This window comes from Umezawaea endophytica, assembly GCF_025061645.1.
Classification (GTDB): domain Bacteria; phylum Actinomycetota; class Actinomycetes; order Mycobacteriales; family Pseudonocardiaceae; genus Umezawaea; species Umezawaea endophytica.
This window is the reverse complement of record NZ_JANYMP010000025.1, coordinates 99,765-120,905: the sequence shown is the minus strand read 5'-3', so window position 1 is coordinate 120,905 and position 21,141 is coordinate 99,765. Positions and strand designations below refer to the sequence as shown.

Genomic DNA, 21,141 nt, shown 5'->3' with positions numbered 1-21,141 from the left:
GGACCTCCTAGGCGGCGCGGGCCGCGCGGACGACGCCCGCGACCTGGTCTGCGGACAGTTCTTCCAGGCGCAGGCAGGCCCCGTCGAGCGCGACGGCGACCTTGGCGGCCAGGCCGAGCCGGATCGGGCCGTGCTCGCAGTCGACGACGACGGACGCGGTGCCGTCGGCGGCCAGCAGTCCCGCCGCGCGCAGCGCGTCCCGCATCGGGTCGCCGCCCGCGCCGGTCGAGGTGGCGCGGCCGTCGGTGAGCAGCACCAGCAGCGGACGGCGGCGGGGGTCGCGCAGCCGTTCGACCTCCAGCAGCCTGCGGGCCTTGAGCAGACCGTCGGCCAACGGCGTCCGACCGCCCGTGCGCATCCGGCGGAGGCGGGCCGCCGCCGCGTCGACGGACGTCGTCGGGGGCAGGGCGACCTCGGCGGAGGAGCCGCGGAACGTGACCACGCCGACCTTGTCCCGCCGCTGGTAGGCGTCGCGGAGCAGGGAGATCACCGCGCCGCTGACGGCGGACATCCGCTGCCGGGCGGCCATCGAGCCGGACGCGTCCACGACGAAGAGGACGAGGTTGCCCTCCTTGCCCTCGCGGACCGACAGCCGGACGTCACCGGCCTTCAGCAGCAGTCCCGGACCGCTGCGGCCACGGGAGTTCTGGTGCGGCGCCGCGGCGGCGAGCGTCCCCACCAGGTGCAGCCCCGAACCGTCCACAGTGGACGAGCGGACGACCTGGCCGGTGCGGGCACGGGCGCGCGACCGCCTGCCGGGAGCGCCCTCGCCGACGCCGGGCACCTGGAGCAGCCGGGCGCGGAACGCGGAAGCCGGAACGGCCGGAGGGCGATCCGCGGAACCGGTTCCCCCGCCCTGGGGCTGCTGCGCGGGGTTCTCCGGGTTCTGCGCGTCCTCCGGCCCGGGCTGACCGCCGCCGTCCGGGCCGTCGGGCTCGGGTGGACCGTCCGGTTCGGGCTCGTCGTCCGGCTCCTCGTCGGCGTGCTCGGCCGCCTGCCGCATGGCGTCGGAGAGCTGCTCCTCCTCCAACCCCGGCTCGTCGAACGGGTCGCGGCGCTTGCGGTGCGGCAGCGCGAGCCGAACGGCGGCCTCGACGTCGGCCTCCTCCACGACCTCCGAGCCCCGCCACGCGGCGTGCGCGGACGCGGTGCGGGCCACGACCAAGTCGGCGCGCATGCCGTCGACCTCGAACGCGGCGCACACGGCCGCGATCCGGCGCAGCTCGGAGTCCGGCAGCACCACGGTCGGCAGCGCCGCGCGGGCCGTCACGATCCGTTCCGCCAGTTCGGCGTCCACGGATTCCCAGCGGGCGGCGAAGCCCTCCGGGTCGGCCTCGTAGGCGAGCCTGCGGCGGATGACCTCGGTGCGCGTCGCCACGTCGCGCGACGCGCGCACGGCGACCGTGAGGCCGAAGCGGTCCAGCAACTGCGGCCGCAGCTCGCCCTCCTCCGGGTTCATCGTCCCGACCAGCAGGAACGACGCCGCGTGCGAGATCGAGACGCCTTCGCGCTCCACGTGCGCGCGGCCCATGGCCGCCGCGTCCAGCAGCAGGTCCACGAGGTGGTCGTGCAGGAGGTTGACCTCGTCGACGTAGAGGACACCGCGGTGCGCGGCGGCCAGCAGGCCCGGCTGGTAGGCGCGGACGCCCTCGGTCAGGGCGCGCTCCAGGTCCAGCGAGCCGACCAGGCGGTCCTCGGTGGCGCCGACGGGCAGTTCGACGAGCTTGGCGGGACGGCGTTCGGCCGCGTCGCCGGGGTGCGGGCCGTCCGGGCACCCGGTGTCGACCAGCGGGTCGCAGCCGAACCGGCAGCCCGGCACGACGGCCAGCTCGGGCAGCAGCGCGGCGAGCGCGCGCACGACCGTCGACTTGGCGGTGCCCTTCTCACCCCTGACCAGCACACCGCCGATACCGGGGTGCACGGCGTTCAGCAGCAGGGCCAGTCGCAGGTCGTCGTGCCCGACGACGGCGGAGAAGGGGAAGCGCGAGGTCATGCGGGGAGGTCCTTCCTCGGGTGTCCACGCCCGTGTCCGGTGGTGGTGACTCGGGGGTCGAGTTCCTGACTCCCGGATCTCCTGCCCGGTCACAGTGGCGGGACCGCGCCGGATTCGCACCGGCTTCCTCGCACACCCCTACAGCGTTCGCATCGTCGCATCCCGCGGAGCGCCTACCAACCCCTCGGCGAGTCTGATCACACCCGCGCGCACCCGCTCCACCGACATCCCGCACTGCTCAACCAGGTAGTGGACGTGCTCGGCGCGCAAGTTCGCCAGCAGCGCCTCGCCGTGGAACTCGGCGTCGAGGTCCGGCGCGGCCTCCCCGATCAGCCGGATCAGCCCGTCGCGGATGGGCTCGAACCCGCCGTCGCAGCCGCGCTTGCGCGTGACCTGCTCGAACGCCCGCACCAGCGGCAACGTCTCCACGACGTGCGCGAACAGGGTCCGCGTCAACGTGACCACCCGTTCGGCCGCGTCCGTCGACTCGTCGGCCAGCACGTCGGTCGCGAAGACGCGCCAGCTCTCGCCAGCCTGGAGCGCGAGCGCCTCGACCAGGCCCTCGCGGTCGCCGAAGCGCCGGAACACCGTGCCCTTGCCGACACCCGCCGCGACCGCGACGTCGTCCATGCAGACCGCGTCGATCCCCTGCTCCCGGATCAGCCGCATGGCTGCGGCCAGGATCGCCTCCCTGTTGCGCGCCGCGTCCGCCCGTTCGACCATCCCCGCCCTCCTCGGCTTGACAGAACCGGACTACTGGTCCGTATCGTAGCGCAGACAGAAACGGACCAACGGTCCGCTACAGCGGGAGGCTTCCATGCGCGCGGTGCGTTTCCACGAGTTCGGCGGGCCCGAGGTGCTCCGGGTCGACGAGGTTCCCGACCCGGTCGCCGGGCAGGGCGAGGTGCTGGTCGAGGTGACCGCGATCGGCCTGAACTACGGCGAGACGCTCCAGCGGTCGAGGGCGTCGAGCGAGCTGTACGACTGGTACCCGGAACCGGCGCTGCCGGTGATCCCCGGCGTCGAGGTGACGGGCGTGGTCCGCGAGGTCGGCCCGGAGGTGTCCACCGACCTGGTCGGCACCGAGGTCGTCGGCTTCGCCCTCCGCGGCGCCTACGCGGAACTCGCCGTGCTGCCCGCCGCGGGCGCCGTCCCCGTCCCGCCCGGCCTCGACGCGCGGCAGGCCCTCGCGCTGTTCCTCCAGGGCGTCACCGCGGCGGGCCTCATGGACGCCGCGCGGATCCAGGCGGGCGAACGCGTGCTGATCGAGGCCGCCGCGGGTGGGGTCGGCAGCCTCCTGGTGCAGCTCGTGACCCGCGCGGGCGCGACCGCCGTGGCACTGGCGCGCGGCGACGCGAAACTGGCCGCCGCCAAGGAACTCGGCGCCGACGAGACCGTCGACTACTCCACCCCGGACTGGACCTCGGGGCTGGAACCGGTCGACGTGGCGCTGTCCTCGGTCGGCGGCACCGTCACCCGCTCCGCCTTCGACCTGCTGCGCGACGGCGTCGGCCGGATGGTCGTCTACGGCACCGCGTCCGGCTCGTTCGCCGACATCGCCGTGAAGGACCTGGTGCGCAAGGGCGTCGGCCTCATCGGCCTGCGCAACCTGGCGGGCGACCCCGCGTACGCCGCCGGGCTGCTGGCCGACGTGTTCGCGCTCGGCGCGTCCGGCGAACTCAGCCCCGTGCTCGGCGAGTCCTGGCCGCTGGCCGAGGCCGCCGCCGCCCACCGGGCCCTGGAGGCCAGGACCACGACCGGCAAGACGTTCCTGATCCCCTAGACGACGGCCACGCCGAGCGGGGCGCGGAACGACAGCAGCCCGAGCATCGGCGGGGGTTCGGGCGAGGCGAGGCGGAGGTCGGGGAAGCGGCGCGCGACCGTGCGCAGCACGACCTCGCCCTCCAGCCGCGCCAGGCCCGCACCCAGGCAGAAGTGCCTGCCGTAGCCGAACGCGAGGTGCTTGCGGGCGCCGGGACGGCCGGGGCAGAACGACTCCGGCTCGGCGAACACGTCGGGGTCCGAGCCGGTGCCCGCGAGCATCAGCAGCAGCGGCGCGCCCGCGGGCAGGTCGACGCCGGAGAGCGCGACCGGACGGCTGGTTACGCGCCGCCACGTCGTGACGGGCGGTTCGCGGCGCAGGACCTCCTCGACGCACGCGGCGGCCAGGCCGGGTTCGCCGTCGGCCAGCCGCAGCCACACGTCGGGGTGCCGGAGCACCCGGTCCAGCAGCGTGCTGAGGAGCTGCGTCGTCGTCTCCTGGCCCGCGATCAGCAGGAAGTAGCAGAGCCCGGCGGCCTCGCGGACCGGTGTGCCGTGGGCGACCAGCGCGCTGAACAGGTCGTCGCCGCCGGGCGACGCGGCCCGGATCCGCGCGGTCAGCCAGCGGTGGAATGCGCTCGCGTCGACGGCCAGCTCGTGCTGCCGCTCCGGCGACGGGTTGCCCCAGAACAGCTCCAGCGACGCCGTGCTCCACGCCTTGAGCGCGGGCACGTCGACGTCGGAGATGCCGAGCACCTCCATCAGCACCACGCACGGCAGGTCGCGGGCCAGCTCCGCGTGCAGGTCGGCGGGCGTCCGGAGGCGCTCCTCGCACAGCTCGGCGATCCGGTCCTCGAACGCGGCGACCCGCGCGGGCGTGAGGAACCCGGCGACCAGCCGCCGCAGGCCCGTGTGGGTGTCCGTGCCGTTGTTGGCCAGCGTCGGCGGCAGGGAGAACCCGGCCCGAGCCAGCACGCGCAGCACCGGACGGGAGATCGGCGTCACGGCCGTCAGCGCGTTGTCCGGGCGGAACGCCTCGGGGTCCGCGAGCGCGGCCCGCACGTCCGCGTACCGGCTGACCAGCCACAACCCCGTCGCCGGGTCGTGGTGCACCGGGCTCTCCGACCGCAGGCGGCGCAGCTCCGGGTGCGGATCGGCGGTGAAGTCGGCCCCGAAGAGGTCGAGCTGGGAGGTCCGCACGCCAGGACCGTATCCGGCCGGTGGGAGACTGCCGCCGTGAGCGTGAGCACAGGTGACTCGGTGTTCGACTGGATCGACACCCGCGCGGAGGCCCGCGCCAAGGCCGGACTGACCCGCAGGCTTCGACCGCGACCGGCGTCCTCGACGGACCTCGACCTCGCCGGGAACGATTACCTCGGACTGGCGCGGGACAAGCGCGTGACCGGGGCAGCCGCCGCCGCGTCGATGCGCTGGGGCGCGGGTTCGACGGGGTCGCGGCTGGTCACGGGCAGCACCGAGCTGCACATGGAGCTGGAGTACGAGCTCGCGAACTTCTGCGGCGCGCAGGCCGCGCTGGTCTTCTCCTCCGGCTACGCGGCGAACCTCGGCGCGCTCACGGCGCTGACCGGGCCGGGCACCGCGATCGTGGCCGACCAGTACATCCACGCCTCGCTGATCGACGGCTGCCGGCTGTCCAAGGCCGACGTCGTCGTCGCGGGCCACAACGACGTCCCCCAGGTCACGCACGCCCTGGCGACCAGGGGCAAGCGCCGCGCGCTCGTCGTGACGGACTCGGTGTTCTCCGTCGACGGCGACCTCGCGCCGCTGAACCAGCTCGTCGCCGCGTGCCGCGAGCACGACTCGGCGCTGGTCGTGGACGACGCCCACGGCCTCGGCGTGCTCGGCGACGGCGGGCGGGGCGCGGTGCACGCGGCGGGCCTGGCGAAGTCGCCGGACGTCGTCACCACGGTCACCCTGTCGAAGTCGCTCGGCGCGCAGGGCGGGGCGGTCCTCGGACCCAGCCGGGTCATCCGGCACCTCGTCGAGACGGCCCGCAGCTTCATCTTCGACACCGGCCTCGCCCCCGGCAGCGCCGCCGCGGCGCTGACCGCGCTGAAGGTGCTGCGCGAGGAACCGGACCGGCCCGCGCGGGTGGTCGCCGTGGCCCAGGAACTGGCCGAACGGCTGCGCGCCGCCGGTCTGCGCGCCAGCACGCCCGCCGCCGCGGTCGTGTCCGTGCAGGCGCCGTCCGCCGAGGCCGCGTTCACCTGGGCCGAGGCGTGCCGCACCAGCGGCGTCGTCGTTGGCTGCTTCCGCCCGCCGTCGGTCCCGGACGGCGTGTCCCGGCTCCGGCTCACCGCCCGCGCGGACCTGTCCGACGCGGACGTCGACCGCGCGGTGCGGGTGATCAGCGAGACCGGCGCATCCGCAGGTGCGGTATCCCGTCCTCGATGAACTCGTCCCCCTCGGTCACGAACCCGAACGAGCCGTAGAAGTCGGCGATGTAGGTCTGCGCGTCCAGCACGCAGTCCACCCTGCCGACCTCGCTGAGCGCGGCCTCGACCAGCCGGCGGCTGTAGCCGCGGCCGCGCGCGGCCCGTCCAGTCACGACCCGGCCGATCCGGAACGTGCCGTCGGGCTCCTCCACCAGCCGGAGGTAGGCCAACGGCTCGGGTTCGCCGTCGACCTCCAGCCAGAAGTGGCGGGTGCCGGGTTCGAGGTCGCGGCCGTCGAGGTCCCGGTAGATGGAGGACTGCTCGATCACGAAGACCTCGCTGCGCAGACGCAGGAACGCGTAGAGCTGCGCTGTGGTCAGGTCTGCCGCCCACTGCCTGCGCAGGGTGGCGTGAAACGGTGATGTGCGCACATCCGCCTGGATATCACAGGGCGGGTGGTTCAGAGGCGTGACCGGTACGCGGCCAGTCGCGTGTAGACCCCCGGCTCGCCCGGACGCGCGCAGCCCTTGCCGTAGGAGACGACACCGACGAGCTTGCCTCGGACGACCATCGGACCACCCGAGTCGCCTTCGCACGCGTCCTTCCCGCCCTGCGGGTACCCGGCGCACACCATCCCGTCCGCCCGGAAGCCCTGGACCTCGTTGGCGCAGTCGGAATCCGCCTCGATCGGCACGCTCACCTGGCGCAACGTCGGCGACGGCGCCGCGCCCTCCGCCGTGCGACCCCACCCCAGCACGGTCGCCTCGGTGCCTTCCGCGTAGCTCGCGGTGTCGTCAGCGTCGACCAGCGGCACGGGCGCCTGCGGCAGCGGCTCGCTCAACGTGAGCACCGCCACGTCGTCGCCGCCCGTCACGTCGCGGAAGGCGGGGTGCCGCCACACGCTCGCGACCTTGGCGGACGTGCCCTTGACGCGGAGGTCGGACCGCCCCGCGACCACGCGGATGGACTCCGGCGCCCGACCGCGCCCGCCGACGGCCGACCGCTCGGTCACGCAGTGCGCGGCCGTGACCACGCGGTCCGGCGCGATCAGCGCGCCCCCGCAGAACAACTGCCCGTTCGCGTCCGTGAGCGCGACGGCCCACGGCGTGGCGGGCGCCTCGGTGCCGCCGACGATCGCGTGCGCCGGGGTGGCGGACGCGAACACGGCCGCGATGGCGGCGACCAAGGACGTCGTGGTCCTCATGGAGCACTCCTCTACGGCAAGTGGACGAACGACTACCCACCGTAGCGGCCCACCGGAAAGCCACGCGGCCGGGACTAATACCGCAGATCGTCCTGTTAGAGTTCCATGTTGCCGGAGATTTAACGACGTATCGCACAGATCACAACGGTCTGTCCGGAAATCTGGGAGGTCTACGCGTGTTCCTCGACTTCGGTCAACTACCGGCCTTCCTGATCGCCTGCGCGGTCGTCGTCCTCACCCCTGGCGTGGACGCGTTCCTGCTGCTGCGCACCTCGATGCGCTCCGGCACCCGCGCGGGCCTGTGGGCGCTGGCGGGCATCCACTCGGCCAGCTTCGTCCAGGTGGGCGTGGTGATCTCCGGCCTGGGCGTGGTCCTGGCCCGCTACCCCGTCACACTGGTCGCCCTCCGCTGGATCGGCGCGGCCTACCTGCTGTGGCTGGCACTCACGATCGCCCGCGGCCTCCTGCACCGCCACGACACCGCGGACGAACCACTGGAGGCCGTCGCCGACCGCCCGTTCCGCCGCGGCTTCCTGACCAACATCACCAACCCGAAGATGCTGCTCTTCTCCCTGGCGTTCCTGCCGCAGTTCATCGGCCAAGGCCACCCCACCGCCCAGTTGGCAATGCTCGCCGTCGTCTTCCTGGGCCTGGCGGCACTGTGGGAACTGCTCATCGTGATCGCCGCAAGCCGCGTAGCGGGCAAGCTCAAGCGCCCAGGCGTGACCACCGCACTAGACGCCGTGTGCGCAGCCGTGTTCCTGACCATGTCGGTAGGACTGGTCCTCTAGAACACCCGCCCCCAACGCAACCCGACCGGACGCACGCACCCCACCAGTCACCCACACCCAGGGCGCCACCCCGATCCGAAGCGCCCTCATGCCCACTTTGGTTTGTCAAGGCATCTTTCCCGCTTTGACAAACCAAAGTGGGCATGGAGACAATCAAGCGAGCGGGGTGACGACCGACCCCCGCCCTCCACCCCTCTCCAACCCGCCTTCCCCTCCCAAACCCGAGCCCTCTACCCAGCCTCAACCAACTCCGGCGCCAGCACCGCCCCAAATGCCGCCACCCGCGCATAAACCCCAGGCTTCCCAGCCCGAGCACACCCCTCACCCCAAGAGGTCACCCCGACCAGCCTCCCCCCGGCCACCAACGGCCCCCCGGAATCCCCCTGGCACGTATCCACCCCACCCTCGGCGAACCCGGCGCACACCATCTGCCCAGCGTCGTACTGCGCATACGCCGCCGAGCACTCCTCATCCGACGTCACCGGCACGGTCGCCCCGAGCAGGTACCGCGACGTGCTCCCCTGCTCACTCACGCGCCCCCACCCGAAGATCGCGGCGGACGTCCCCGCCGGGTACACCCCCGGCGCCTCGGCCACCGGCAGCACCCCGTACAGCGAGGGCTTCCGCAGCGTCAGCACCGCCACGTCCTCCCCCTTCTCCGCGGTCACGTAGTCCGGGTGCACCCACACGCGGCTCACCTCGCTCACCACGCCCGCGGTGCTCCGCTTGTCCTCCCGGCCCGCCACCACCCGAAACCCGGGGGCCGTCCGCCCCGTCGTGCAGTGCGCCGCCGTCACCACCTTCGTGGGCGCGACCAGCGTGCCGCCGCAGAACTGGAACCCGCTCGGGTCGGTCAGGTACACCACCCACGGGTGGTCGACCACCGAGACCCGCTCACCACCCACGATCTCCACGTCCGCGGACGCGGGCGGGGCGGCGGCCACCAGCGCCACCGCCCCGACCAGCCCGGCCATCACCACGGCGAAACGTCGTTTGATCTCCCCCACGGGGCCTCCTCGGTGCGATCCGACAACACCCAGGACACTAGGCCAGACGTCCGACAAAACTGGGCCGTTCGGCCCAACATCAGTTGTTCGGGGAGTTCCCGAACTTGCTCCAGACCTTGCCCGCCGTGTTCCCCAGCACCTCGCCGAACTCGTTGAACACCTTCATCAACGGGTCCTCGGACATGTTCATCGAGTCCTTGTACGACTTCGCCGCGGACTTGATGTCGTCGGTGAAGGTGCTGGTCGGCCGGTCGTCCTCGCGGCGCTGGTAGGTGCCGGTCAGGATCTCCCGGTACTGCTCGGACGCCGCCCACTTCTGCAACTCGGCGGCCCGCACGACGGCCAGCGGGTGCGTCAGCGGCCACGTCTTCACCAGCTTGAGCACGCTGTCGCGGATGTCCTCGACCTGCTCGTACTCCTTGGCCTGCTTCAGGAACTCCGCCGTATCGATCTGCGAGGTGTCCATGCCGCCCGCCATCGCCACGTGCACGCGCAGCGCGGCGGCCGGGTCCTGCACGCAGAGCAGGCCCGCGCGGTCGCAGGACAGCTCGGTCTTGCGGTACCACTCGTGCAGCGCGGCGATGACGGCGCGGATCGCCCAGTAGCCCGCGGGCATCCAGCCCAGGCTGTACTGGAGCTGCATCAGCCGCTGGAGGATCGTCTGGTAGAGCGCGTGGCCGGACAGGACGTGGCCCATCTCGTGGCCGATGGCGAACCGCAGGCCCTCGTCGTCCAGCAGCTCGACCAGGCCCGTGGTGAGCACGATGAACGGCTTGTCGATGCCCAGCGTCAACGCGTTCGGCACCGGGTTGCGCTGCACGAACAGCTCGGGCACCGGGTCGACGTCGAGCGTCGCGGCCGCCTCCAGCCTGAGCCGGTCGAGCTTCGGGTACTGCTTGGGGCCGACCCTGATGGACGACGCCAGGTAGACGAGGCGCTCCCCGCGTTCGGTGAACGCGCCCGCCACCGCCTGGAGGACCGGGCCGATGCCCGGCACGGCGCGCAGCAGCGCGAGTGCGCCGCGGTCGGCCGGATGTTCGTACGCCCGTGGACTGATCCCCGCGAAGCGCACCCTGGCCGTCGAACGTTCGATCTCCTCGGTCATCACCCCAGGTTAGACACGATTCGCGCGGCGGCCTGCCGGAACGGGGTTATCAGCGGGCAGACTGCCCCGATGACCGCTGACGTGCTTGGTGCCGATTTCGAGACCCGAACGCTGCCGGTGGGCGGCGCGACCGCGACCCTCGTGCGGCACCGCGCGCCCGAGGCGACCCGCGGGGCGATCCTGTACGTGCACGGCTGGGCCGACTACTTCTTCCAGCGGCACGTGGCCGAGCACTACGCGGCCCTCGGCTACGACTTCTACGCCGTCGACCTGCGCGCGTACGGCCGGTCGCTGAAGCCGGGCGAGACCCCCAACTTCACCACCGACCTGAACGAGTACCACCAGGAGCTGGACGAGGCCGCGCGGATCATCCGCTCCGAGCACGGCCACGAGCGCCTGGTGGTCATGGGCCACTCCACCGGCGGCCTGATCACCAGCCTGTGGGCGCACGACCGCCGGGCCGCGAAGGTCGTCGACGCGCTCGTGCTGAACAGCCCGTGGTTCGACCTCGCCGAGCCGTGGATCATGCAGACCGTCGGCACGACCGTCGTGCGCGGTGTCGGGCGCGTCGCCCCGAAGCTCGTGCTCAAGCCGGGGCTGGGCCCGGTGTACGGCGAGAGCATCCACCGCGACCACCACGGCGAGTGGGACTTCGACCTGACCTGGAAGCCGATCATGGCGTTCCCGGTGCTCGCGGGCTGGCTGCGGGCCATCCGCCTGGCCCACTTCCGCCTCCACGCGGGCCTCGACGTCGGCGTGCCCGCGCTGGTGCTGCGCTCGGACGCCAGCCACCTGCACGCGAAGGCGTTCACCGAGCGCGCGATGGTGACGGACACCGTGCTCGACGTGGAGCACATCGAACGCTGGGCGCCGAAGCTCGGCGGCCAGGTCACGTCGCTGGCCGTGGCGGGCGGCATGCACGACCTGCTCCTGTCCGCCGAACCCGTGCGCGACAAGGCGTTCGCCGTGATCGACGAGTTCCTGGACCGCTAACGCTCGTGCGGCTGGGGCCGGTGGTGGACGTACTCCACGATCGTCCCGTCCGGGTGCCGGGCCGTGAGCCCGGACCCGGTGGGCACGTCGATCCGCGCGTCCAGGATCTCCGCGCCCCGCTCCACCAGCCGCTGCTCGTACACGTCGAGGTCGGCCACGAGCAGGGTCCCGTGCGTCGCACGGAACGGTTCGAGGACCTCCTCCGTGCCCTCGACCAGCAGGAACGCGCCGACGGTCGCGATGTCCAGTCCCTTCTCCGGGTACGGCGTGCGCAGGTCGACCTCCACGCCCTGCAACTCCTCGTAGAAGGTGATCGCGGCGTCGAGCCCGCCGCGGGGCACGAACGCGCGGATGTACGGGCGGGGCGTCTCGCGGGTGGACGAGTCGGGGTCGCGGCGCCAGAGCTGATCGGTCATGGGTCCAGCGTGCGGGCTCGACGTCCACGGGACGAGACAGCGGTTCATGCGGTTACCGGCGGTCATAGGCTCGGGGCGTGGCGAGCAAACAGGAACTGGGCGCGTTCCTCCGCGCGCACCGCGAGCGGCTGACCCCGTCCGACGTGGGCCTGGCGGGCGGGTCCCGCCGCCGCACCCCCGGTCTGCGGCGGGAGGAGGTCGCGGCGCTGTCCGGCGTGGGCCTGGCCTGGTACACGTGGCTGGAGCAGGGCCGGGTGGACACGTCCCGACAGGTGCTGGACGCCGTGTCGCGGGCGTTGCGGCTGGACCCCGACTCGCACGGCCACGTGCTGGCGCTGGCCGGGCTGCGGCCCGTGGCGGACTCGGACGTGGACCTCGCGGCGGTGCTGAGCCCCCTCGTGGACGCGTGGCCCGGCCCCGCGGCGGCGGTGGACCGGCGCTTCGACCTGGTCACCGCCAACCCGGCCTACCTGGACCTGTGGCGGCTGCCGGAGCGCAACCTCGTGCTGCTGCTCACCGACCCCGCCGTGCGCGACCGGGTGACGGGGTGGGAACCGCTGGCGCAGGACGTGTTCCGCCAGTTCCGCATGCACGCCGACCGCCACCCGGACGACCCGCGCACCCGTGAGCTGCTCGACCGGTTCGCGGCGCTGCGGCCCGAGCTGGCGTGCTGGTGGGAGTGCCGGTCCGTGCGGGCGTTCCGCACGACGACCGCGTGCGTCGACGGCAGGCCGTGGACGTTCTCGCTGCTGCGGCCGAGCGAGGACCCGGAAGCGGGTGTGCTGCTGCTCAGCGCCGCCGAGCCGGGCTAGGCCGCGGCAGCAGGATGTGCACGGCGAAGCCCGCCAACGTGGCGAGGACGACCTGGTAGGCGACCGACAACTCCCGCTGCGAGGCGATGAGGAACGCGGCGTCCAGGTCGGTCGACACGAGGCCCGCCATCGTGACCAGGCCGGTGACGTGCCAGCCGAAGAAGCCCGCCGTCCACAGAACCAGCGGCCAGCGGTTGCGGTCCGGGCGGCGCAGCAGCAGGAACGTGGAGAAGCCCGCGGCCGCGTTGAACAGCACGGCGGTGGCGACGAGTTCCGCCGCCAGCGGCGACAGCAGGGTCGAGATCGTCTGCACCACGGCGACGGCGGCGACCAGCCAGCACCCGAATCGCGTCTTGTCCACGGGTCCGGATGCTAGATCACGCCCGCGCGGGCGGCGGCCAGCGCGGCACGGGCCGCGCGTTCGGCCACGGCGACGTCCACGGGTTCGCGGGTGACGAAGACGCGGTAGTAGAGCGGCGCGCAGGCCGTGCGGACCACGTCGACCGGGTCGACGTCCGCGGGGAGTTCACCCCGTTCGACCGCTCGGACGACCACCAACGCCGCCTGGGTCTGGCGGGCGGCGTAGAAGTCGCGGAGGGCGCCGGCAGCACGGGGTGACTGGAACGCGGCGGCAACGACCGCCGTCGGCACCGCGAGGTGGCCGAACGCCTCGGCGACCTCGGTGGTGATGGCGATCAGGTCACCCTCCACGGTGCCGGTGTCCGGCAGCGCCCACGGGGTGTCGCGGGTCTGGTCGAGCGCGTCGGCGAGGAGGTCGTCGACGCTGCCCCAGCGCCGGTAGACGGTGGTCTTGTGGACGCCCGCGCGGGTGGCGACGGCGTCGACGGTGAGGGCCGGGTAGCCGTGCTCGGCCAGTTCGGCGTAGGTCGCGGCCAGCACGGCGTCGCGGACGCGGGCCGAGCGGCCACCGGGGCGGGTGCTCATCGGATATCCAGTTGCGTCGTCGGGGCGGACCTGACCACAATAACGCAACTTTTGTTGCATTAGGGAGGTTGTCCGGATGTCGGACCGACTCGCTCGTTTCACCGCCGAGGCCGAACAGGACCTCGTCGGGGCGACCGAACGGCTGCGCGCCGACCTGGCCGACTCCGGCGGACCGCTGGTCCACCGGCTCACGGACGACACCGTCCGGGTGACGTTCGTCTGGATCGGGCCGGAGCGGCAGGTCTCCGTGCGGGCGCAGGTGTTCGACGACCCGAACGCGCTGTCGCACCCGATGCGGCGGGTACCGGGCACGGAGGTGTGGCACCTCGACGCGGTCGTCCCGTCCGACGTGGTCGCCTGCTACCAGTACCTGGTCGACGACCCGTTCCCCGACGCCGACCGCGACGACCTGGCCGAACTGGGGCGGCTCATGGTCGCGGCGCGCGCCCGGATGTTCGCCGACCCCGTCAACCCGCGCGGCCTGTTCCCGCAGATGGCGTTGGTCGCGGGTGAGCGGACCGCCGACCGGGCGCACTGGGACTCCGTGCTGGTGCTGCCCGACGCCGAACCGGTCGACTGGTTCGACACCCCCGTCGGCGAGCGGGGCGCGCTCACCGAGCACCGGCTCGACGACCGGACCGTCACCGTCTACACACCGCCGGGCTACCGCGCCGCCGAGACGTACCCGCTGGTGGTGCTGCTCGACGGCGAGTGCTGGCCGCTCGTCGCCGACCTGCCCGCCGCGCTCGACAACCTCATGGGCCGCGAGATCGCGCCCGCCGTCGTGGCGATGGTGCACAACTCCGGCGGGATGGCGGCCCGGATGGCCGAGATGGCGTGCGACCCCGCCTTCGCGGCGCTGCTGGCCGACCGCGTGGTCCCGTTCGTCCGCTCGCTGCACACCGTCGCGGACCGGGCCGTCGTCGCGGGCAACAGCCTCGGCGGCCTGGCCGCCGCCCACGCCGCGCTGACGCGCCCGGACGTGTTCGAGGCCGTGCTGTCCTGCTCCGGCTCGCACTGGTGGGGCTACAGCGGAACGGGCTGGGGCAAGGACTCCGAGCCCGAGTGGCTGACCCGCCAGTACGCCGACGCGCCCCTGCTGCCGCTGCGCTTCTGGCTCGACGTGGGCACCCTGGAGACGGGTCCCAGCCCCCTGTCCCCCGGCGTCGACCAGCGCGCCGCCACCCGCCACCTGCGGACCGTGCTGCGCGCCAAGGGCTACCGGGTCGACTACCACGAGGCCCCCGGCGGCCACGACTTCGCCACGTTCCGCCGCAGCACCGTCCGCGGCCTCCGCGCCCTGCTCCCCGCCTGAGAGGACCACCGTGCCCATCGCCCCGAGCCCGGACCAGCTCTACCCGCTCCCCGACCACCCGCGGGTCGTGCTGCTCAAGCCGTTGATCACCTCCCCGACCATCGAGGTCGGCGACTACAGCTACTACGACGACCCGGACGACGCCACGCTGTTCGAGAGCCGCAACGTCCTCTACTCCTACGGCGCCGAGAAGCTGGTCATCGGCAAGTACTGCGCCATCGCCGCCGGCACCACGTTCATCATGGCCGGCGCCAACCACCTGACCAGCGGCGTCTCCACGTTCCCGTTCACGATCTTCGGCGGCCCCTGGGCGGAGTCCACCGTCGACCTCATGCTGGCCAACCCGACGAAGGGCGACACCACCGTCGGCAACGACGTGTGGTTCGGCTACCGCTCGATGATCATGCCCGGCGTGACCATCGGCCACGGCGCGATCATCGCCAGCGGCTCGGTCGTGGTCGCCGACGTACCGCCTTACACGATCGTCGGCGGCAACCCGGCGAAACCGGTGAAGGCCAGGTACTCCGACGAGGAGATCGACCTGCTGCTGCGGGCCGCGTGGTGGGACTGGCCGGTCGACCTGGTGACGGAGCACGTGCGGACGATCATGTCCGGCACGCCCGCGGACATCGGGGGGATCGCACGGGCCAACGGGCTCATGACGGGGTGACCGACCAGTCGCCGCTGGACGTGATCTGGACGATCGCCGGACCGGCCAGCGGCACGGTGCCGTCGTAACCGCCGATGGTGTTGACGGCGAGGTCGACCCTGCTCGCCTTCAGGGACACGACGTGGACGGCGAAGTTGCCGTCCCCGACGTTGCCGATCTTCGCCTTGGTCGACCTGGTGGTGAGGAAGACGACCGAGTCGCCGGTGCCCGTCGCCACGCCGTCGACCAAGGGGGCCAGTTCGAGCCCGCCGACGGTCACCGTCCACGCGCCCTCCGCGCCGACGGTCAGCGTCGTGGTGCGGCTGCCGTCCCTGATGTCCATCCACCGCAGACCGCTGTAGGCACCGATTTCGTTGACCAGCAACGATTCGAAGCCGTCGGACTTGAGCGTGGTGTTGCTCGTGCAGGCGGGGCACTCGAACTTCACGATCTTCAGGCCGCTCGGCCGGTCCAGGGTGAGCACGTCGTCGCCCTGTCCGGTGTAGACGGTCGGTGGAGGTGGCGGCGGGGTGGTCGTGGTGGTCGTCGTCCGGGTGGTCGTCCTCGGTGGTGCGACCGAGGTGGTCGGGGCCTTCGCGAGTTCGGCCGGGGCGGCCGAGGACGATCCCGCCGCGGCGTCCGGTTCCCGCTTCGACCGCAGGCCGTCGTTGGCGGCGCTGATCACCACGAGCACCGCGATGACACCGACGACGATCCACGGCCACCGCTTGGGCTTCTTCGAGCGCGGAGGCGCGGGCGGCGGGCCGTACTGCCCCGGAGGCGGGCCGTACTGGCCTCCCGGAGGCGGCCCCCACTGCGGCTGCTGCCCGTACGGCGGTAGTGGTTCGGGAGGAACTGCGGGGGGCTGCGTCATGGGATCGCCTCCAACGTGGACACACCGATGGTCCGGTCGTCCATTCCGTCGAGAGTCCCGCACGCAGCGTTATCCGCGTGACGCACCACTCACTCGTTCGTGTCCACATGAGACTCGAACGGGCGCAAGCACGTCACGGTTTCCTCCCCACGCCGACGTACGCGCTGATGTACGCGTCGTCCGAGTCCGGACGCCACTCCGGCAGCAGCACCACTCCGGGCTCGACCAGGTCAAGGCCGTCGAAGAAGCGGGTGATGTCGGCGGTGGAGCGCAGGACCAGTTGGGCGTCGGTGCGCTGGTAGACGGCGCGGACGCGTTCGCCGCTGGTGACGCTGTCCTGCGGCATCCCCTCCAGGCTGCCGTGCGAGAGGGCCACGTAGCTGCCGGGGCACACGGCGTCGCGGTAGCGCGCCACGGCCGCGTGCGGGTCGTCGCCGTCGGGCACGAAGTGCAGGACCGAGGCGAGCAGCACGGCGATCGGGCGGTCGAAGTCCAGCACGCCGCGGACCTCGGGGGTGGCCAGCACCGCGTCGGGGTCGCGCAGGTCGGCGCGGACGGCGACGGCCCGGTCGTTGCCGGCCAGCAGGGCGTTGCCGTGGGCGACGGCGACGGGTTCCACGTCGACGTAGACGACGCGGGCGGCGGGGTTGGTCTGCTGGGCGATCTCGTGGACGTTGCCGACCGTCGGGATGCCCGAGCCGAGGTCCAGGAACTGGTCGACGCCCTGGGCGCACAGGTAGCGGACGGCGCGGCGGAGGAAGTTGCGGTTGGCGCGCGCGGCGCCCGCCATGCCGGGGTAGATCTTCTCGATGGCCTTGGCGGTCTCGCGGTCGACCGCGAAGTTGTGCGAGCCGCCGAGGAAGTAGTCGTACATCCGCGCCACGCTCGGCCTGCTCAGGTCGACCGAGGACGGCACCCACAGCTCCACGACGGTCCTCCCCGCACCACGATGTCGATCATCCGATCCAACCGCGCCGCGTCGGGACCTGTCCAGGTGCGGTCAGGTGAGCACGACGCAGCCGCGGCGTTCCAGGTCGAGCAGCCACACCGGCATCGTGAGCCGCTTGTTCCAGCGCAGGTCGAGCTTCTCCAGCGCGGGTAGCCCGCCGAGCACGTCCGGCAGCGTCGACAGGGCGTTGTTCCGCAGGTCGAGGACCCGCAGCGCGGCCAGGTCGCCGATCTCCGGGGGCAGCGCGGTCAGGTGGTTGTCGCGCAGGCTGAGTTCGCGCAGGTCGGTCAAGCCGCCGGTGGACCCCGGCAACGCCGTCAGCAGGTTGCCGCGCAGGTGCAGTTCCCGCAGCCGGACGAGGTCGCCGATCGACTCGGGCAGCGCCGTCAACCGGTTGCCGTAGAGCCGGAGTTCCCGCAGGCCGACCAGACCGCCGATCGTCGACGGCAGCGAGGTCAGCAGGTTGTCGGTGATGTTGAGGTAGCGCAGCTTGACCAGTCCGCCCAACGACTCCGGCACGGACGTGAGCCGGTTGTCGCTGAGGTAGAGGTACCGGTCGAGCGAGGTCAGGTCGCCGAGGGAATCCGGCAGGGCCGTCAGCGCGTTGTGGCCGAGGTCGAGGGTGTGCAGGGTGGTGAGCCCGCTGATCTTCGGCGACAGCTCGCCGATCCGGTTGACCGCGACGTTGAGCATCCGGAGTTCGCCCAGCTCCCAGAGCGGGTCCGGCAGCGCCGTGAGGGCGTTGTCGTACGCGCTGAGCTCCCACAGGTCGGGCGAGAGGTCGGGGAGCTCGGTCAGTCCTTGGCCGTCCAGGTCGAGGCTCTGCATTGCGACACCCTAGGTGCTCGCTCAGAGCGAACGCCGAGAGGAAACATTCGGCGGCTCCACTTGGTTGAGCCAGTCAGACTCAACTTTGGAGGGTGACTTGATGGGCAGGACTCTGGCACTTCCGGTGTTGCCCCTCGACGACGTGGTCGTGCTCCCCGGCATGGTCGTCCCCGTCCGGCTTTCCGGCGCGGACGCCAACGCCGAGGCCCGTGCCGCCGTCGAGGCCGCCACCGCCGCCGCCGAGAGCGGGGCCAAGGCGCAGTTGCTGCTGGTGCCGCGGCTCGACGGCAAGTACGCCAAGGTCGGCACGCTGGCCGTGATAGAGCAGGTCGGCAGGCTGTCCGGCGGCGAGCGCGCGGCCGTCGTGCGCGGCACCGAGCGCGTGCGGATCGGCACCGGGACGACCGGGCCGGGCGCGGCGCTGTGGGTCGAGGCGACCGTCGCCGACATCCCCGCCTCCGACGAGCGCACCGACGAGCTGGCCCGCGAGTACCGCGCGCTGGTGACCACGATCCTCCAGCAGCGGGGCGCCTGGCAGGTCGTCGACTCCGTGCAGCAGGTGGACGAGCCGTCGGCGCTGGCCGACCTCGCCGGCTACGCCTCGTACGTGACCGAGGAGCAGAAGGTCTGGCTGCTGGAGACCAGCGACGTCACCGAGCGGCTGGAGAAGCTGCTGGTGTGGGGCCGCGAGTACCTGGCGGAGCTGGACGTCGCCGAGACGATCCGCAAGGACGTCAAGGAGGGCATGGAGAAGCAGCAGCGGGAGTTCCTGCTGCGCCAGCAGTTGGCCGCGATCCGCAAGGAGCTGGCCGAGCTGGACGGCAAGCCCGCCACGGAGGAGCAGGACTACCGCGCCCGCGTCGAGGGCGCCGACCTGCCGGAGCACGTCCGCAAGGCCGCGCTCACCGAGGTGGACAAGCTGGAGCGCACCTCCGACCAGTCCCCCGAGGTCGGCTGGATCCGCACGTGGCTGGACACGGTGCTGGAGCTGCCGTGGAACGACCGCACCGACGACGCGTACGACATCCTCGGCGCGCGCGCCGTGCTGGACGCCGACCACTCCGGCTTGGACGACGTGAAGGAGCGGATCACCGAGTACCTGGCGGTGCGCCGCAGGCGGACCGACCGCGGCATGGGCGTCGTGGGCGGCCGTCGCAGCGGAGCCGTGCTGGCCCTCGTCGGTCCTCCCGGCGTCGGCAAGACGTCGCTCGGCGAGTCCGTCGCGCGGGCCATGGGCCGCAAGTTCGTCCGGGTCGCGCTGGGCGGTGTGCGCGACGAGGCCGAGATCCGCGGCCACCGCCGCACGTACGTCGGCGCGCTGCCCGGCCGGATCGTCCGCGCCATCACCGAGGCGGGCACGATGAACCCCGTCGTGCTGCTGGACGAGATCGACAAGGTCGGCTCGGACTACCGGGGCGACCCGACGGCCGCGCTGCTGGAGGTGCTGGACCCGGCGCAGAACCACACGTTCCGCGACCACTACCTGGAGGTCGACCTCGACCTGTCCGACGTGGTGTTCCTGGCCACGGCGAACGTGCTCGACACGATCCCGGCGCCGCTGCTCGACCGCATGGAACTGGTGCAGCTCGACGGCTACACCGAGGACGAGAAGGTCACGATCGCCCGCGACCACCTGCTGCCCAGGCAGTTGGAGAAGGCCGGTCTGACGCCCGAGGAGGTCACGATCTCCGAGGACTCCCTGCGGAAGCTGGCGGGCGAGTACACCCGTGAAGCCGGTGTGCGGCAACTGGAACGCGGCCTCGCGCGGATCCTGCGCAAGGTCACGGCGAAGGTCGCGATGGACGAGGACGTCCTGCCGGTCGGCGTCGACGTGCCCGACCTGCGCGGGTACCTCGGCAAGCCAAAGCACACGCCGGAATCGGCCGAGCGCACCTCGGTCCCCGGAGTGGCGACGGGGCTGGCCGTCACGGGAGCCGGTGGTGACGTCCTCTTCATCGAGGCTTCGCTGGCGGCCAAGGACTCCGGCGCCAGCGGCGTCACGCTGACCGGGCAGTTGGGCGACGTGATGAAGGAGTCGGCGCAGATCGCGCTGTCCTACCTGCGGTCGCACGACGACGAGCTGGGCTTCGGCGTCGGCTCGCTCGCCGACCGCGGCGTGCACATCCACGTGCCCGCCGGGGCCGTGCCGAAGGACGGTCCGAGTGCGGGCGTCACCATGACGACGGCACTCGCGTCGCTGCTGTCGGGCCGACCCGTTCGGGCCGACGTGGCGATGACCGGTGAGGTCTCGCTGACCGGCCGCGTCCTGCCGATCGGCGGCGTCAAGCAGAAGCTGCTGGCCGCGCACCGGGCGGGCATCACGACCGTGCTGCTCCCGGCGCGCAACGAGCCCGACCTGGACGACGTGCCCGAGTCGGTCCGCGAGGCGCTGACCGTGCACCTGGTCGCGGACGTCCGCGAGGTGCTGGTCCACGCCCTGGAGCCCGCAGCCGCCGAGGTGACCGTCGCGGCGTAGTCCCGACGTGCGAAGGCCCCGCTCGGTCAGCCGAGCGGGGCCTTCCCGTGCGATATCCAGCGGCTAGACGCCGATGTCGATGACCACCCGCGTCGGGTTGTCCAGGACCGTGACCGACTGCCAGGTCGCCCGGCGGTAACCGAGCCCCACGGTCAACTGGCCCTCGAAGTCACCCGTGATCGCGAACGCCTGGACGTTCGACAACTGCGGGGTGTCGAACTTTCGCGACCCCGTGTACGTCGGGTTGCCGTTGTCGTCGTGCGCGGCGGCGGGCCGGACCACGACCTGGTAGAAGTACGTGCCGGGCAGGTTCACGGGCTTGCCGGAACCGTCGTAGAACAGCTCGGGCACGACGTCCCCGAACACGTCCCCCGGCCTGGCTCCCGCGAAGTCCAGCACGATCCGGTCGTACGTCGCGTGCGCCCCCACCCGGACGTTCGTCAGCAACGGCGTCCCCGACGTCGCGGACGCCGTGGACACCACCGACGCGACAGCGGTCAACGCCGCGAACAGCACGACGACAGCGCGAAAACGAGCTTTCATGGCTACCCCTCCCCAAGCGTGGCCAAAACGCGCTCCGCCCCGAGGAGCGCTTCCCCATTAGAGACGCTGAGCGGTCCCTTTGGT

22 protein-coding genes and 1 riboswitch are annotated in these 21,141 nt (G+C 72.3%); of the genes, 8 read left to right on the top strand and 14 right to left on the bottom strand.

Annotation, left to right across the window (positions count from 1 at the left end; genetic code table 11):
- Positions 1-7: 7 nt before the first annotated feature.
- Together NZH93_RS37995 and NZH93_RS37990 are read right to left on the bottom strand one after the other, a co-directional pair.
- Positions 8-1,993 (bottom strand): putative cobaltochelatase, encoded by a 1,986-nt coding sequence (locus NZH93_RS37995; protein WP_259628130.1) that lies wholly within the window; start codon positions 1,991-1,993, stop codon positions 8-10.
- A 39-nt stretch (positions 1,994-2,032) separates the two neighbouring features.
- A riboswitch (cobalamin riboswitch) is annotated at positions 2,033-2,173 on the bottom strand.
- Complete coding sequence (locus NZH93_RS37990) at positions 2,132-2,716, bottom strand: TetR/AcrR family transcriptional regulator (RefSeq protein ID WP_259628129.1); 585 nt, start codon at positions 2,714-2,716, stop codon at positions 2,132-2,134. (Overlaps the previous riboswitch by 42 nt.)
- A 94-nt stretch (positions 2,717-2,810) precedes the next feature.
- On the opposite strand from NZH93_RS37990, the gene NZH93_RS37985 reads away from it, so the two are divergent.
- Complete coding sequence (locus NZH93_RS37985) at positions 2,811-3,776, top strand: quinone oxidoreductase family protein (RefSeq protein WP_259628128.1); 966 nt, start codon at positions 2,811-2,813, stop codon at positions 3,774-3,776.
- Here the strand turns inward: NZH93_RS37985 and NZH93_RS51000 are convergent.
- Entirely contained in the window at positions 3,773-4,954 is a 1,182-nt protein-coding gene (locus tag NZH93_RS51000) for a cytochrome P450 (RefSeq protein ID WP_308214290.1), read from the bottom strand. The two genes, NZH93_RS37985 and NZH93_RS51000, sit on opposite strands and share 4 nt — an antisense overlap.
- A 36-nt stretch (positions 4,955-4,990) precedes the next feature.
- Between NZH93_RS51000 and NZH93_RS37975 the strand changes: the two genes are divergently transcribed.
- Positions 4,991-6,169, top strand: coding sequence for an 8-amino-7-oxononanoate synthase (locus NZH93_RS37975; RefSeq protein WP_259628127.1), 1,179 nt, complete (start codon positions 4,991-4,993; stop codon positions 6,167-6,169).
- On the opposite strand, the gene NZH93_RS37970 is transcribed toward NZH93_RS37975, so the two are convergent.
- Both NZH93_RS37970 and NZH93_RS37965 read right to left on the bottom strand, forming a co-directional pair.
- Positions 6,123-6,581, bottom strand: a complete 459-nt coding sequence (locus NZH93_RS37970) for a GNAT family N-acetyltransferase (protein ID WP_259628126.1) — start codon at positions 6,579-6,581, stop codon at positions 6,123-6,125. The genes NZH93_RS37975 and NZH93_RS37970 overlap by 47 nt on opposite strands.
- A gap of 29 nt (positions 6,582-6,610) precedes the next feature.
- Entirely contained in the window at positions 6,611-7,354 is a 744-nt protein-coding gene (locus tag NZH93_RS37965; protein WP_259628125.1) for a serine protease, read from the bottom strand.
- Positions 7,355-7,530: 176 nt separating this feature from the next.
- Here NZH93_RS37965 and NZH93_RS37960 point away from each other — a divergent pair, with 176 nt between their 5' ends.
- Positions 7,531-8,145 (top strand): LysE family translocator, encoded by a 615-nt coding sequence (locus tag NZH93_RS37960; protein WP_259628124.1) that lies wholly within the window; start codon positions 7,531-7,533, stop codon positions 8,143-8,145.
- Positions 8,146-8,375: 230 nt separating this feature from the next.
- Here the strand turns inward: NZH93_RS37960 and NZH93_RS37955 are convergent, their stop codons facing one another.
- A complete protein-coding gene (locus NZH93_RS37955; protein WP_259628123.1) occupies positions 8,376-9,152 on the bottom strand; it encodes a S1 family peptidase in 777 nt (258 codons plus the stop codon).
- Between the two features lie 79 nt (positions 9,153-9,231).
- Positions 9,232-10,257: a M48 family metallopeptidase gene (locus NZH93_RS37950; protein WP_259628122.1), complete on the bottom strand. Its 1,026-nt coding sequence runs from the start codon at positions 10,255-10,257 to the stop codon at positions 9,232-9,234.
- 69 nt (positions 10,258-10,326) lie between these two features.
- On the opposite strand from NZH93_RS37950, the gene NZH93_RS37945 reads away from it, so the two are divergent.
- Positions 10,327-11,250, top strand: coding sequence for an alpha/beta hydrolase (locus tag NZH93_RS37945; protein ID WP_259628121.1), 924 nt, complete (start codon positions 10,327-10,329; stop codon positions 11,248-11,250).
- Here the strand turns inward: NZH93_RS37945 and NZH93_RS37940 are convergent.
- On the bottom strand, positions 11,247-11,666 hold the full coding sequence (locus NZH93_RS37940; protein WP_259628120.1) for a VOC family protein: 420 nt from the start codon (positions 11,664-11,666) through the stop codon (positions 11,247-11,249). The genes NZH93_RS37945 and NZH93_RS37940 overlap by 4 nt on opposite strands.
- 77 nt (positions 11,667-11,743) lie before the next feature.
- On the opposite strand from NZH93_RS37940, the gene NZH93_RS37935 reads away from it, so the two are divergent.
- Positions 11,744-12,478, top strand: a complete 735-nt coding sequence (locus NZH93_RS37935) for a helix-turn-helix domain-containing protein (RefSeq protein ID WP_259628119.1) — start codon at positions 11,744-11,746, stop codon at positions 12,476-12,478.
- Here NZH93_RS37935 and NZH93_RS37930 read toward each other — a convergent pair.
- On the bottom strand, positions 12,456-12,839 hold the full coding sequence (locus NZH93_RS37930; RefSeq protein ID WP_259628118.1) for a hypothetical protein: 384 nt from the start codon (positions 12,837-12,839) through the stop codon (positions 12,456-12,458). The two genes, NZH93_RS37935 and NZH93_RS37930, sit on opposite strands and share 23 nt — an antisense overlap.
- Positions 12,840-12,850: 11 nt before the next feature.
- Positions 12,851-13,423, bottom strand: coding sequence for a TetR/AcrR family transcriptional regulator (locus NZH93_RS37925; RefSeq protein ID WP_259628117.1), 573 nt, complete (start codon positions 13,421-13,423; stop codon positions 12,851-12,853).
- 76 nt (positions 13,424-13,499) lie between these two features.
- On the opposite strand from NZH93_RS37925, the gene NZH93_RS37920 reads away from it, so the two are divergent.
- Both NZH93_RS37920 and NZH93_RS37915 read left to right on the top strand, forming a co-directional pair.
- Positions 13,500-14,738 carry an alpha/beta hydrolase-fold protein gene (locus NZH93_RS37920; protein WP_259628116.1) on the top strand — a complete coding sequence of 413 codons (1,239 nt, stop codon included), beginning with the start codon at positions 13,500-13,502 and terminating at the stop codon, positions 14,736-14,738.
- A 16-nt stretch (positions 14,739-14,754) separates the two neighbouring features.
- Positions 14,755-15,408 (top strand): CatB-related O-acetyltransferase, encoded by a 654-nt coding sequence (locus NZH93_RS37915; RefSeq protein ID WP_259628172.1) that lies wholly within the window; start codon positions 14,755-14,757, stop codon positions 15,406-15,408.
- Here NZH93_RS37915 and NZH93_RS37910 read toward each other — a convergent pair.
- From NZH93_RS37910 to NZH93_RS37900, 3 genes are all read right to left on the bottom strand, one after another.
- Positions 15,395-16,261: a hypothetical protein gene (locus NZH93_RS37910; protein WP_259628115.1), complete on the bottom strand. Its 867-nt coding sequence runs from the start codon at positions 16,259-16,261 to the stop codon at positions 15,395-15,397. The genes NZH93_RS37915 and NZH93_RS37910 overlap by 14 nt on opposite strands.
- Positions 16,262-16,394: 133 nt before the next feature.
- A complete protein-coding gene (locus NZH93_RS37905) occupies positions 16,395-17,189 on the bottom strand; it encodes an SAM-dependent methyltransferase (RefSeq protein WP_259628114.1) in 795 nt (264 codons plus the stop codon).
- Positions 17,190-17,261: 72 nt separating this feature from the next.
- On the bottom strand, positions 17,262-18,038 hold the full coding sequence (locus NZH93_RS37900) for a leucine-rich repeat domain-containing protein (protein WP_259628113.1): 777 nt from the start codon (positions 18,036-18,038) through the stop codon (positions 17,262-17,264).
- A 100-nt stretch (positions 18,039-18,138) separates the two neighbouring features.
- Here NZH93_RS37900 and lon point away from each other — a divergent pair, with 100 nt between their 5' ends.
- Positions 18,139-20,514, top strand: coding sequence for an endopeptidase La (gene lon, locus NZH93_RS37895; RefSeq protein WP_259628112.1), 2,376 nt, complete (start codon positions 18,139-18,141; stop codon positions 20,512-20,514).
- Positions 20,515-20,577: 63 nt separating this feature from the next.
- Here the strand turns inward: lon and NZH93_RS37890 are convergent, their stop codons facing one another.
- Entirely contained in the window at positions 20,578-21,057 is a 480-nt protein-coding gene (locus NZH93_RS37890) for an AMIN-like domain-containing (lipo)protein (RefSeq protein ID WP_259628111.1), read from the bottom strand.
- Positions 21,058-21,141 lie beyond the last annotated feature (84 nt).

Excerpts from the sequence above, each read along its gene's own strand:
- NZH93_RS37995 (WP_259628130.1), bottom strand. The coding sequence starts at position 1,993 with ATGACCTCGCGCTTCCCCTTCTCCGCCGTCGTCGGGCACGACGACCTG.
- NZH93_RS37990 (WP_259628129.1), bottom strand. The coding sequence starts at position 2,716 with ATGGTCGAACGGGCGGACGCGGCGCGCAACAGGGAGGCGATCCTGGCC.
- NZH93_RS37985 (WP_259628128.1), top strand. The coding sequence starts at position 2,811 with ATGCGCGCGGTGCGTTTCCACGAGTTCGGCGGGCCCGAGGTGCTCCGG.
- NZH93_RS37965 (WP_259628125.1), bottom strand. The coding sequence starts at position 7,354 with ATGAGGACCACGACGTCCTTGGTCGCCGCCATCGCGGCCGTGTTCGCG.
- NZH93_RS37950 (WP_259628122.1), bottom strand. The coding sequence starts at position 10,257 with ATGACCGAGGAGATCGAACGTTCGACGGCCAGGGTGCGCTTCGCGGGG.
- NZH93_RS37945 (WP_259628121.1), top strand. The coding sequence starts at position 10,327 with ATGACCGCTGACGTGCTTGGTGCCGATTTCGAGACCCGAACGCTGCCG.
- NZH93_RS37940 (WP_259628120.1), bottom strand. The coding sequence starts at position 11,666 with ATGACCGATCAGCTCTGGCGCCGCGACCCCGACTCGTCCACCCGCGAG.
- NZH93_RS37925 (WP_259628117.1), bottom strand. The coding sequence starts at position 13,423 with ATGAGCACCCGCCCCGGTGGCCGCTCGGCCCGCGTCCGCGACGCCGTG.
- NZH93_RS37920 (WP_259628116.1), top strand. The coding sequence starts at position 13,500 with ATGTCGGACCGACTCGCTCGTTTCACCGCCGAGGCCGAACAGGACCTC.
- NZH93_RS37910 (WP_259628115.1), bottom strand. The coding sequence starts at position 16,261 with ATGACGCAGCCCCCCGCAGTTCCTCCCGAACCACTACCGCCGTACGGG.
- NZH93_RS37900 (WP_259628113.1), bottom strand. The coding sequence starts at position 18,038 with ATGCAGAGCCTCGACCTGGACGGCCAAGGACTGACCGAGCTCCCCGAC.
- lon (WP_259628112.1), top strand. The coding sequence starts at position 18,139 with ATGGGCAGGACTCTGGCACTTCCGGTGTTGCCCCTCGACGACGTGGTC.
- NZH93_RS37890 (WP_259628111.1), bottom strand. The coding sequence starts at position 21,057 with ATGAAAGCTCGTTTTCGCGCTGTCGTCGTGCTGTTCGCGGCGTTGACC.